Origin of the sequence: [Collinsella] massiliensis, assembly GCF_002161605.1 — a bacterium.
Taxonomy (GTDB): Bacteria; Actinomycetota; Coriobacteriia; order Coriobacteriales; family Coriobacteriaceae; genus Enorma.
In genome coordinates this window covers 14,432-26,899 of the sequence record NZ_NFIE01000013.1, presented here as the reverse complement: position 1 = coordinate 26,899, position 12,468 = coordinate 14,432, and the positions used below count along the sequence as shown (strand labels likewise).

The 12,468-nt window shown below is 66.3% G+C and carries 9 protein-coding genes; 6 read left to right on the top strand and 3 right to left on the bottom strand.

The features are described 5' to 3' along the window. Positions 1-26: 26 nt before the first annotated feature. The 5 genes from rlmD to B5G02_RS06485 all read left to right on the top strand — a co-directional run bounded on the left by rlmD (position 27) and on the right by B5G02_RS06485 (position 5,184). Positions 27-1,340, top strand: a complete 1,314-nt coding sequence (gene rlmD, locus B5G02_RS06505; RefSeq protein ID WP_094335646.1) for a 23S rRNA (uracil(1939)-C(5))-methyltransferase RlmD — start codon at positions 27-29, stop codon at positions 1,338-1,340. 116 nt (positions 1,341-1,456) lie between these two features. Then, positions 1,457-2,002 carry a DJ-1 family glyoxalase III gene (locus B5G02_RS06500; RefSeq protein ID WP_094335645.1) on the top strand — a complete coding sequence of 182 codons (546 nt, stop codon included), beginning with the start codon at positions 1,457-1,459 and terminating at the stop codon, positions 2,000-2,002. Next, positions 1,999-2,583, top strand: a complete 585-nt coding sequence (locus B5G02_RS06495) for a Maf family protein (RefSeq protein ID WP_094335644.1) — start codon at positions 1,999-2,001, stop codon at positions 2,581-2,583. Before B5G02_RS06500 ends, B5G02_RS06495 begins: the two co-directional genes overlap by 4 nt. Positions 2,584-2,628: 45 nt before the next feature. Beyond that, positions 2,629-3,636 (top strand): P1 family peptidase, encoded by a 1,008-nt coding sequence (locus B5G02_RS06490; RefSeq protein ID WP_094335643.1) that lies wholly within the window; start codon positions 2,629-2,631, stop codon positions 3,634-3,636. Between the two features lie 81 nt (positions 3,637-3,717). Continuing rightward, positions 3,718-5,184, top strand: coding sequence for a basic amino acid/polyamine antiporter (locus B5G02_RS06485; protein ID WP_094335642.1), 1,467 nt, complete (start codon positions 3,718-3,720; stop codon positions 5,182-5,184). A gap of 156 nt (positions 5,185-5,340) precedes the next feature. Here B5G02_RS06485 and B5G02_RS06480 read toward each other — a convergent pair whose 3' ends face one another. Both B5G02_RS06480 and glf read right to left on the bottom strand, forming a co-directional pair. Continuing rightward, positions 5,341-6,372: a glycosyltransferase family 2 protein gene (locus B5G02_RS06480; protein ID WP_094335641.1), complete on the bottom strand. Its 1,032-nt coding sequence runs from the start codon at positions 6,370-6,372 to the stop codon at positions 5,341-5,343. Then, the gene (gene glf / locus B5G02_RS06475; RefSeq protein WP_094335640.1) at positions 6,365-7,567 is read right to left on the bottom strand and encodes a UDP-galactopyranose mutase; all 1,203 of its coding nucleotides are present in this window, start codon (positions 7,565-7,567) and stop codon (positions 6,365-6,367) included. The genes B5G02_RS06480 and glf overlap by 8 nt, the downstream gene beginning before the upstream one ends. A gap of 189 nt (positions 7,568-7,756) precedes the next feature. Between glf and pta the strand changes: the two genes are divergently transcribed. Continuing rightward, positions 7,757-8,746, top strand: coding sequence for a phosphate acetyltransferase (pta, locus tag B5G02_RS06470; protein WP_094335639.1), 990 nt, complete (start codon positions 7,757-7,759; stop codon positions 8,744-8,746). Between the two features lie 109 nt (positions 8,747-8,855). Here pta and B5G02_RS10100 read toward each other — a convergent pair whose 3' ends face one another. Further along, positions 8,856-12,275 (bottom strand): SpaA isopeptide-forming pilin-related protein, encoded by a 3,420-nt coding sequence (locus B5G02_RS10100; RefSeq protein WP_162609754.1) that lies wholly within the window; start codon positions 12,273-12,275, stop codon positions 8,856-8,858. Between the last annotated feature and the right edge of the window lie 193 nt (positions 12,276-12,468).

Here is a 12,468-nt window from a genome sequence, read left to right as displayed (position 1 = left end):
GTACACGCAATCACGAAAGGCCGCCCATGAAGCTCACCATCGAACGCATGGCCTACGGGCCGGATGCCATCGCGCGCACGCCCGAGGGCAAGACCGTCTTCGTCTCCGGGGCGATCGCGGGCGATGTCGTTGAGGCGCGCATCGAGTCCGAGACCCCGGGGTATGCCCGCGCCCGCACCGAGCGGCTCCTCGAGCCCTCACCGGACCGCGTCGACGCGCCGTGCCCGTACGCGGGCGTCTGCGGCGGCTGCCCCTGGGGCGCGCTCGCCCGCCCGGCGCAGCTCGCCGCCAAGGAGGAGAACCTGCGCTCGTCGCTCGCGCGGATCGGGCACTTCTCCGCCGAGGACATCGAGCGCCTCGTCCAGCCCATCCGCTCCACCCGCGACGCCTGGGGCTACCGCAACAAGGTCGAGCTCGCCGTGGAGCGCCGCGGGAACCGCATGGTGCTCGGCATGCACGGGACCGACCCCTCCCAGATCATCAAGGTCGACCGCTGCCCCTTGTTCGAGCGCGCCTTCCCCAAGGCGCTCAAGGGCATTGCCGGCGCCCTCTCCTACCTGGCGAACTCCCGCGACCTCGCGCTCGAGCGCGTGGGCGTGCGCGCGAGCCGCCGCACCCGTGCCCTCGAGGTCGCGCTCTGGACGCCCACGGGCGGCTTCCCCCGCGCCCATGTGGCGCGCGTGCTCGAGGACGCGGTACACCCCACGAGCGTGGTGCGCGTGCTCACCAAGGGCGACCGCGCGGCCCGGCGCGTGGTGCGCAACGAGCTGCTCGCCGGCCAGGGCTCCTGGGACGAGCAGATCGGCCATGAGCGCATGCGCGTCTCCGCGCCATCGTTCTTCCAGGTGAACACCGCCGCGGCGGAGATTCTTATCGACCTCGTGATGGAGGCGCTCAACCCGGGCGAGGACGATGCTGCCTGCGACCTCTACTGCGGGGCGGGGACGTTCACGCTGCCCCTCGCGCGCCGAAGCGCCTGGGTCTCGGCCGTCGAATCGTACGGCCCCGCCGTCCGCGACCTGAGGCGCAACATCGAGCGCGCCGGCCTGGACAACGTCGAGGCCATCGGCGGCGACGCCGTGCGCGAGTTCCCCGGGGACGACATCGACGTGCTCGTCGTCGACCCGCCGCGCGCCGGCCTCGCCGCCGAGGCGATCGACCTCATCGGCGGCACCGCCGCGCGCGACGTGGCCTATGTGTCGTGCGACCCGGCCACGCTCGCCCGCGACCTCGAGCGCTTCCGCCGCGCCGGCGTCTTCGAGCCGGTGAGCATCACGCCGGTCGACCTCTTCCCCCAGACCTTCCACTGCGAGACGGTCGTCCACCTCACCCGGTGCTGAGCGGCCCCTCTCCCAAGATGTTGGATTGTAGTCCCGCTGACGCGATATGCCGCCCGCCGGCGTGGGTAAGATGAAACGGTGAGTTCCGTTTCATCATGCTGGGGAAGGGATGCATCATGAGCGCTGTTGCCGTGCTCGTAGCCGACGGATTCGAGACCATTGAATGTCTGACGATGGTGGACGTGCTCAGGCGCGGCGGGGTGCGCGTCACGCTCGTGTCCATCATGTCGACGCGCGACGCCGTGAGCTCGCAGCAGATCGGCATCGCCTGCGACCGCACGCTCGACGAGGTCGATTTCGACGAATATGACTACCTCGTCCTGCCCGGCGGCCTCCCCGGCACCACGAACCTGCGCAACGACGACCGCGTGTGCGCCCTCGTGCGCGAGTTCGCCACCACCAAGCACGTCGCCGCCATCTGCGCCGCGCCGTCCATCTTGGGCGAGCTCGGGCTCCTCGTGGGGCGCAAGGCCACGTGCTTCCCCGGCTTCGAGTCGACCTTCCCCGCCGGCACGTACGCGGGCGGCAAGAAGGTCGTCGTGGACGGCAACATCATCACCGCCTCCGGCATGGGCCAGGCGCTGCCGTTCGCGCTCACCGTCCTCAAGGACATCGCCGGCGCCCGCGCCGTCGAGAAGGTGCGCGAGGGCATCCAGCTATGATCCTCGCCTCGCAATCGCCGCGCCGCATCGAGCTCATGCGCGAAGCGGGCTTCGACGTCCGCGTGCTGCCCGCAGATATCGATGAGGCGCCGCTCCCTCACGAAGACCCGTTCGCGCTCGTCGAACGGCTCGCCTGCACCAAGGCGGCGACCGTTTTGCGCGCACATGCCGAGGCCGCCGAGGTCGTCCTCGCAGCCGATACCATCGTCACCATCGACGGCGTCGTGCTCGGGAAGCCCGCGGATGCGGACGACGCCCGCGCCATGCTCCGCCGCCTCTCCGGCCGCACGCACACGGTCGCGACCGGCGTCTGCATCGCGCAGGCAGATGCGCGCGAGCCGCGCCGCCTAAGCGACGAGCTGCCCATCTCGTTCGTCGCCAAGACCGCGGTCACGTTCTACGAGCTCTCAGATGCCGAGATCGACGCCTACGTGGCGTCGGGCGAGCCCATGGACAAGGCGGGCGCGTACGGCATCCAGGGGGCGGGCGGACGCATGCTCGTCCGCGGCATCGAGGGCGATTTCTACAACGTCGTCGGGCTGCCCATCGCCGAGGTCGTGCGGCGCTTGAGGGCGCTCTAGCGCACCGGCGGCAAAGAGCGGCATATCTACACGCAGGAGGATCTCATGGCTCAGCGAGCTCAGTGGCAATCCATCCCCATCCATACCATCGAGGGCTTCCGCTTCGGCCACAGCACGAACCTCGAGGCCGCGACCGGCTGCACGGTTATCGTGGCGCCCGCGGGCGCGTCCGCCGGCGTCGACGTGCGCGGCGGGGCGCCCGCCTCGCGCGAGACCGACCTGCTGCGGCCGGAGAACACCGTCGAGGCCATCCACGCCGTCTGCCTCTCCGGCGGCTCCGCCTTCGGGCTCGAGGCGGCCTCCGGCGTCGCGCGCGAGCTCGAAGCCCGCGGCATCGGCCTCGACGTCGGCCCCACGCGCGTGCCGATCGTCTGCTCGAGCTGCATCTTCGACCTCGCGTTCGGCAGCGCCTCGGTGCGCCCCGGTGTGAACGAGGGCGTCGAGGCCACGAGCGCCGCGCTCGAGGCCGACCCCTCCCCGCTCGCGGAGGGCACCGTCGGCGCGGGCGCGGGCGCGACGGTGGGCAAGCTCAACGGAGCTGACATGCTCATGAAGGGCGGCCTGGGCGCGCGGGCGCGCGCCATCGGCGACCTCAAGATCGGCGCCATCGCGGTGGTGAACGCCTGCGGCAACGTCGTCGACCCCGTCACGGGCACCCCCATCGCCGGCATGCGCGCCGCCGCCGACTCGCTCGAGATCGTGGACATGGAGGACGCCATGCTCGCCGCCGCGGAGGACCTCGCCATGCCGCTCGACCGCACGAACACCACCATCTCGTGCATCGTCACGAATGCGCGGCTCACGAAGGCGCAGGCGACCAAGGTCGCGCAGATGGCGGCCGACGCGTACGCCCATACCATCCGCCCCACGCACACCACAAACGACGGCGATACCATCTACGTGCTCGCTTCCGGCGCGCTCGGCGATCGCGACATCCCGCTCGACATGCTCGGCGTCGCCGCCACCCGCGTGCTCGAGGAGGCCATCTGCGCCGGATGTGCCTCCGCCGACGGAATTCATGGGGCTCCCGCATACAAGGATTTGCATAACTAAGCTACCATCTTGCATAGCGTAAGGATTCAGGCGGCGGTGCCGGCACACGGCGCCGCCCCATCCGGCAAGATTGGAGCGACCATGTCACAACCGACCACCCCGACGGAGGCACCGAACGGAGCACCCGCGAAGCGCGGCATCGGGCTCATCGGCCTTATCGCGCTCGTCATCTCGTCGTCCATCGGCTCGGGCGTCTTCGCCCTCTCGACCGACATCTCCGCCGCGGCGGCGCCGGGCCCCGCGATCATCGCCTGGCTCCTCACGGGCGTGGGCTTCATCGCGCTCGCCACGACGTTCGGCAGGCTCTCCCTCGCCCGCCCCGACCTGAACGGCATCGTGGCCTATGCGGACGAGGGCTTCGGCCCCTTCGTGGGCTTCGTCTCGAGCTGGGGGTACTGGCTCTCCATCTGGATCGGCAACGTCGCCTTCGGCGTGATGCTCACCACGGCGATCGGCTACTTCTATCCGCCGTTCGCAGGCTCGCTCACCGTGCCCGCCGTCATCTTCATGTCGGTCATGAACTGGGCGATCGTCGCGCTCGTGAACCGCGGCGTCGAGGAGGCGTCCGTGGTGAACGCCATCGTGATGTGCTGCAAGCTCATCCCCATCTTCGCGTTCATCGCGACGATGCTGCTCCTGTTCAACTTCAACGTCTTCACGGCCGATTTCTGGGGCACGCTCGCGAACAACATCGGCGGCCCGGACGCGCCGGGGAGCGTCGGCGACCAGATCATCAACTGTTTCATGGTCATGATGTGGGTGTTCGTGGGCATGGAGGGCGCGAGCGTGCTCGGGCACCGCGCGCGCCGCAAGGCCGACGTCTCGCGTGCCACGATCCTCGGCACCTCCGCGCTCGTGTTCATCTACGTGGCGGCGTCCGTCCTCCCCTACGGCTACATGACGCGCGACGAGCTGCTTTCGGTGGGCTCGCCCTCGATGGTCTACATCTTCCAGGACGCCGTGGGGCCCTGGGGCGGCGCCTTCATCGCGGGCGGCCTCGTGATCTCCATCCTGGGCGCCTGGCTCTCCTACACGATCCTTGCCTCCGAGGCCATGCGCACCATGGGCGACATGCAGCTCCTACCCCGCGGCTTCTCCAAGCTCAACCGCCACGGCGCGCCCACGCTGAGCCTCATGGTGACCGGCACCATGATCCAGCTGCTCTCCATCGTGATGCTCTTCTCCGAGGCGGCCTACCAGTTCGCGTACTCGCTCTGCACCGCGTCGATCGTGATTAGCTGGTCGCTCGCCTCGGCCTACATGGTGAAGCTCGCCGCCAAGGCCGAGGTCGAGGGACGCGGCAGCGCGCTCGCCCTCTCGCTCTTCGCGACCGTCTTTCTGGTGGTCGCGGTGCTCCTCGCGGGCGTCGACCTCTTGCTGCTGTGCTGCATCGCCTACATCCCCGGGCTCGTGTGCTACGTGGCTGCCCGCCGCGAGCAGGGCTGCGACCATATCCTCGAGGGCTTCGAGAAGCCGCTCGCCGTCGTGCTCGTGGGCCTCGGCTTTATCGCCATCGCGTTCGTGGCGATGGGTATCATCACCATCTAGCAGCCGTGCCTACGTGAACCACGCGCAGGGGGCGGGCACTCCGATCCCGAGCGATTCCGCAACCGCCCGCGTTTTCCGGTAAGGAAAACGCGGGCGGTGAGGACAAGCGAGGGATGGAGTGCCCGCCCCCGTACGGAAGCGAGACGCAACGTTGCCCTAGTTGAACTTGAAGATCTTGCTCGCGGCGCGGTAGAGGGCAATCGAGGTCTTCTCCCCCGCCTTCGTGGGCAGGTTCGTCCCGATGCCGAGGATGCCGCCGCGCGCGTGGCGGTACATGCGCTCGTCGTACTCCTTGAGCTCCGCCCACAGCTTCTTGCTCTCCGCCTTGTTCGCCTCGTCGCCCGAGAGCTTCGAGAACACGGAGCACACGGCCATCATCATGGTGAAGTAGCCCATCATGTACGATGCCAGGCGGCTCTCGGGCACGTCCTGGTAAAGGTGGTAGGCGTGCATCATGATGCGCGTGATGCGGAACTGCTGGTCGAGGCGGCGGATCATGGTCGCCTCGTTCACGCTCTGCCCCTCGCGCCCGATGAAGTAGCGGTAGAGGTCGATATCGGCGTAGTACATGGTCTTGCACAGCGGCAGCGGCACGTACGCGTAGATGTTGTCCACGTAGAACGTGTGCGCCGGCAGCGGCAGGTTCGCCGCGCGCACGACCTCGGTGCGGTACGTGAGGCTGTGCATGAGCAGGTTCTGATCGGGGCGGAAATAGCCGATCTTATCCCACGTGAACACCTTCTTGCGCGGCAGCGCGCCGCGGTAGCTGATGGTGGTGCGCTTGTTCTCGTACACCTTCTCGTACACGTAGTTCGAGATGAACAGGTCGACCTGCATGCCCCGCTCCTCGAAGCCGCGCAGGATGGAGAGCATCGTCGCGAGCGCCGAGCCATCGAGCCAGTCGTCGGAGTCGACCACCTTGTAGTAGGTGCCCTGCGCCTCGCGGATGCCCGTGAGCACCGCGATGCCATGGCCGCCGTTCTCCTGGTGCACGGCTCGGATGATGCTTGGGTAGCGCTGAGCCCATTCGTCGGCCTTGGCCGCGGTCTCGTCCTGGCTGCCGTCATCCACGATGACGATCTCGACATCCTCGGCAAAATCGCTGCCCTCGAGAATCGAGGTGATGCCGTGATCCATATCGGCGGCAGAGTTATAGCACGGAATGGCGAAGGTGATGATCTTATGCATGGCAGGAAATGATCTCGTCAGACAAATCGAGGGCGGATTCGGTCACGGCGTCCATATCGTAGTAGCGGTACTCCGCAAGGCGCCCCACGGGATGGAAGTTCGTGAGGTTCTGGACGCGCTCGAGGTAGCGCTCGTACAGGGCGCGGTTCTCGGGGTCGATGATGGCATAGTACGGCGTCTGGTCGCTGCCGGGCTCGAAGGCGTGGCTGTACTCCTTCATGATGGTGGTCTTGCCGGGCACGACCTGGCCGGTCATGTTCTTGAACTCGGTGATGCGCGTGTAGTCCTCGCTCGTGGTGTAGTTCACCGTGCCCACGGGCTGGAACTGGTCGCAGTCGAGCGTCTCGAAGACCATGTCGAGCGTGCGGTACGGCAGCGCGCCGAGGTCGAGGTTGAACAGCTCGTCGAGCGGGCCGGTGTAGACGATCTCGCCGCCGTAGACCTTGCCGCAGACCGAGACGTTCGTCTCGTCGATATCGAAGATGTCGCGCGCGTCCACGTTCACGAACACGTCGATGAGGTCGTGGTCGAGCATGTGCTCGAAGAGCGCGGTGTAGCCCTCGGCCGGCATGCCCTGGTAGGGCGCCTGCGGGAAGTAGCGGTCGTCGTCGCCGATGAACACGGGCACGCGGCCGGTGACGGACGGGTCGATCTCGTCCGGGGTCTGGCCCCACTGCTTCATGGTGTAGTACAGGAACACGTTCTCGTACACGTAGTCCGCGACCTCCTGCAGGTCGGGATCGTTCTTCTTGCGGAGCTCCATGATGGGCACCTTCTTGTCGGCACCGAAGGTGTCGACAAGCTTGCGGTAGAGCTCCTCGCCCCGCTCCTCGCCGAAGGCGAGCTTGAGGCTCTTGTGGTTGAAGGGCACCGGCATGAGCGTGCCGTGGATGTTCGCGAGCACCTTGTGCTGGTAGTCCGTCCACTTCGTGAAGCGCGAGAGGAACTCGTTCACGCGCTCGCTAAAGGTGTGGTAGATATGCGGGCCGTACTTGTGGACGAGGATGCCGTCCTCGTTCACGTAGTCGTACGCGTTGCCTGCGATGTGGTCGCGGCGCTCGAGGACCGCGACGCGGAAGCCGGTGCCCTCGGCCACGCGGCGGGCGCACACGGAACCGGCGTAGCCCGCTCCGACGACGATCATGTCGTACTCTTCGGGGTTGAACGATGCGGGTAGACCACTTGTGATCTGCATACATGCTCCTTGCAGGCATTTTGCTGATACGGAAGAACACATGCGTGTCAATTATCTAAGCGATTATAGCGCTGCGAAGCCTATAATAGGGATGCCACACAAGGAAAGCTCAACATGCCACGGACTTCGTGCGCGCATGACGGCTGCGCGCGATCCCGGCGCGTGTCGGGCCCCGACAAGAGGAGAAGCATGAGTGACTTCCTGAACCGCATGAAGGCTGCCGCGAAGGCGGACGTCAAGACGATCGTCCTGCCCGAGGGCGAGGACCCGCGCACCATCGAGGCCGCGAAGAAGATCATCGCCGAGGGCATCGCGAACGTCGTCATCCTGGGCGACCCCGCCCAGATCGACGTGCCCGGCGCGCACATCATCGACCCCACAAGCCCCACGGCGCCCAAGCACGAGGCGTACGCGCAGAAGTTCGCCGAGCTCCGCGCCAAGAAGGGCGTGACCATCGAGCAGGCGCGCGCCCAGATGATGGACGCCACCTACTACGGCACCATGATGGTCAAGATGGGCGACGCGGACGGCCTCGTCTCCGGCGCCTGCCACTCCACGGCGAACACGCTGCGCCCGGCGCTCCAGATCTTGAAGACCGCGCCCGGCACGAAGCTCGTCTCCGCCTTCATGGTCATGTGCACGAAGACCCCCGAGTTCGGCGCCGACGGCACGCTCGTCTTCGCCGACTGCGGCCTCAACATCGCCCCCACCTCCGATGAGCTGTCCGAGATCGCCATCGCCTCGGCGAACTCCTTCAGCACCTTCATGGACGGCATCGAGCCCAAGGTGGCCATGCTCTCCTACTCCACGATGGGCTCCGCCGGCGGCGACACCGCCAAGAAGGTGCAGGAGGCCACCGCGTTCGCCAAGGAGAAGGCGCCCGAGCTCGCCATCGACGGCGACCTGCAGCTCGACGCCGCGATCGTGCCCGAGGTGGCCGCGCTCAAGGCGCCCGAGAGCGCCGTGGCGGGCCACGCCAACGTGCTCGTGTTCCCCAACCTCGAGTGCGGCAACATCGGCTACAAGCTCGTGCAGCGCTTCGGCCAGGCCGAGGCCTACGGCCCCATCCTGCAGGGCATCGCCAAGCCGGTGAACGACCTCTCGCGCGGCTGCTCCGCCGACGACATCGTGGGCGTCGTGGCCATCACCTGCGTCCAGGCGCAGCTCGCCGCCGAGTAACGGCGACCCGAGCGACGCGGGGGAAGCGTCGCGAACCAGCGCAACGCCAAGCGGGCGGCACCCTTTCACAGGATGCCGCCCGCTTCGTTACGCAAGCGTCTCCTCGCTGCTAGCGCTGTGCGCCCGCACGGCGCCGCGCGAGCAGCGCGCCGCCGGCGATGCAGGCCGCCGCAGCCAGCGCGATGCCTCCCACCACAGCGGGCATGTCATCGCCCGTGCGCGGCAGGTTCCCGTCGCCGCCGGTGGACGGAAGCTCGGGCGGCGTCTGCTCCTCCACCGCGTTCTCGAACTCGAGCACGGCGGCCTCGTGCTCAGCGCCCGTATTGTCGTAGACGTAGGTGCGGGCGCTGCCCTCGTCGCCGTCGGCGACGACCGTCGTGGTGGCGGTCAGCTTGCCCGTGGCGTCGTCGTAGTCGACCGCGACCTCGACGGTGTACACCGTGTCGTCATAGACGATGCCGTCCAGGCGGTTCCGGGCGTCCGCACCCTCGGGGATGACCTCCTCCACCGTGTAGGTGAACGTCTTCCCGTCATGGTCGCTCGAGAAGGCCATGTCGTTGAAGATGGTCATGCCGGCCGTGGCCACGCCGTCGTCGCCCATCGGGGTATCGCCCTTGAGCGACACCACCTCCGAGCGCTGGCCGTCCGCGATGCCGATGAGCGCCGCGGCCTCATCGCTCGCGGCCGTCACCTTGAACGAGAACTGCCCGTCCTTAATGTCGGCGCCCCGCATGTGCTTGACGATGGTCAGGTCGCCCTCGGCGCTGTAGCTCAGGTCGCCCTCGTATTTCTTCTGGTTGGTCACATGGATCGTGACCTCGCCGGTGAAGAGGGCGTTGAGGCTCTGGCCCCCGAGATTCTGCTTCTTGTCGCTGTTGCTGGTACCGGTGCCGTCGCCGTGGTCGTTCAGGCATTGCTGGACGTTCAGGCGCGACCAGCCTGCCTGCGCGGTATACGAGGCGTGGGCGGAATCGGTCGCCACGTAATCGAGGCTGTTGTCGCCGGTGTTGTTGTAGTGGTAGTGGAGCTCCGCCGCGCCGTCGATGTCCTTCCAGTCGGCGTCATCGGGGTAGCTCTCCCTCGCCTGCGGTTGCGCCTTGACGTCGTGCAGGGTCGGGTCGACCTGGTCGTTGGCCGCGAAGCCGTTCATGCTGTAGACCAGCTCGCCGATGCCCGTCTCCACCGTCACGTTGTCATCCGCCGTGCCGGCGTTCACGTGCACGCCGTCGTCGCCCACCTCGATGCGGATGGACGGCGTCTGCTCGATGTACCCGTCGGGCGTGGTCTCGACGAGGACGTAGGAGCCGTCGGCGAGGATGTCGCCGTCGGTGGTCACCTGCAGGCGGCCTTGTTCGTCCGTCGTCATGGTGTGCACGACGGCGTCCTGGCCAGTATCAAGCTGCCCATCCCTGTCGGCATCCTTATAGAGCTTGAACTCGACCTCCGGCATGGGCTCCCCGCTCGTTGCATCCGTCTTCACGAGCGAGAGCTCGTTCTTGATGTTGGGGATGTTCAGGGTGACCGAGAAAATGCGCTGGAAGTCGTCGCCCTCCACGTTCGGGTTGATCTGAACGATGTTGCTCGCGTTTGTGATCTCATCAAGCGACGCGGCGTTCGCGCAATAGTAGTACCGGACGGTGTACGCGGCCTGTGCCTCCGCGTCGTCGACGCTCAAGTTATCCCGCGTCTGGATCATGTGGGCATAGGTCGTGATGTCGCCGGGGAGGTTCTCGATGGTAACCTCGTAGCCGCCGCCGGTACCCAGGGCGAACACGTAGCCATCCGCCTTCGCCGCCTCGAGCACGGCGTTCTTATCGTCTTCGGTCCCTGCGGCGACGTTCCAGCCATCGAAGGCGTTGCCGGTGACGGGATGCCACCGGTCGTTCTCGCCCTTCTGCATGACCACGGCGAACATCACGCCGTCAGCAGCTTCATACGTCTGGTTATCCATGTCGGTCACCTGCGCACCGGCGATGGCCGTCACATGGGGCTGCGAGTAGGCGCCCGTCTCCCACTGGTTGCTCACGAGCAGCACGCCCTCGCCCGAGCCGTTGTCATTCACGGTGGAGAAGCGCAGGTGGATCTCGCTGCCGCCCCGGTAGCCGTTCGGCACCTTGTCCTCGACGAGCACCCAGTAGGCGCTGCGCAGGCCGAGCTGCTCGAGCGCGATGGGCACATCCTGGCCGGCGGCGTTCTGGTAGGTGAAGACCATCTCGCCGTCTTTGGTCGTCGTGCCGTGAACGGGGTTCGCGGTGTTCTCGTCGTAGTCGTAGTTTTCATCCGCCGGGTACAGCGTGAACCCAATGTTCTCGATGCCGGTGCCCGCCTGGTCGACCTTGACGATGCCCGACTCGGGGATGCTCATGAGGTTGTAGCGGAGCGACATGTTGGAGTCGACGGCGCCGCGCTCAAGGTAGAAGAAGTCGAGCGTGTGGTACGTGTCATCCTTGAAGGTGCTATTGTCCTCGTTGAAGGCGTCGGTGCTCGCCCCGGCGCTCTTAAAGCAGTCTTTAAGCGTCGTGCTGCTGAGCTTCTGATCACCGTCGTTGAACTCGTTGTCGCCGTCCTTGTCCTCATAGATGACGATGCCGCCCGTGCTGAAGTCAATCGTGATGGACGCGGCGTCGTGCAGGCCGCCGAGGTCGCCCACGAGCACGCCGTCGATGTAGATCCACACGTCGTCGTCGCCCGAGAAGTTGTAGGTGACCGTGGTGCCGCCGTCCTCGGAGGTGTGGCCGCCGTAGCGCTGCACGAACTGCGTGGACATCGACATGCCGAAGAAGTGGTTCAGGTCGTTGCTCGTGGAGACGATGCCGCTCGGCTCGAGTGCAGCGCCGTTGACCGTGAACACCTCCGAGCCCGAATCGAACGGGAAGAACTGGCCGTTTTCACCGGAAGCGCCGTTGGACTTGATGCCGGCGCGATTATACAGGGTGAAATCGTTCGTATCCGCGTTGTACTGGGCGAAGTTCTTCTTGGAGCTGTAGTAGTAATAGCCGTTGTCGTCGACCTGGAGCAGGTCGTTCACATCGCGATACACACGCTTGCCCGGCGTCCCGCTCGTATCGTCCGTGCCATCGAACAGGTAGGCAAGCGACTGGTTGCTCAAGATATCCGTTCCCTGCGGATAGCCGTCATGCAAGGTGGATTCGACCAGGCCGCTCCTCGGGTTCGAGCTGCCCGTCCACTTGTTCCAAGCACCGCCGTATCCGCCCATCTGGTTGCCGAACTTGAGCTCATGGCTCGCATTGATACCGGCTTCGGAGAGCTCCTGCTTGACCGCATCGCTCGTCCACTTCTGGTTATCCTTGGTCGAATCGCCCGTGAGCCAGTAGTCGAACAGGTTGATGGTGGTGCCGCGCGGCGAGACGCCCGGGACGGTGTACTCCGCGGTATCGCCCTCCCACGTTCCATACGATGCCGCGTACGCAGCCGTCGTGCCGGCGATGACGAAGGCGACGCATGCGAGCGCGAAGAGCATACCGCGCCCGAACAGGGCCCTCCCCCACATTCTGCTGCGTTTGATCATCGTTTCGGCCCTCCAAATCAACCACGTTCGCGACCGCTTGGGCGTGAAGCAAACAGACGATATGGTCGGAGCCGCTGTTACGCGCAAGCAGCCAAAAAGCACACTTCTTCGGCGATTATAGCTCCAAAGAGGTACCCCCCCCCCGCGAAACGACAAAAAAGTACCCGCCTCCTACTAAAAATGTGCACGAGGT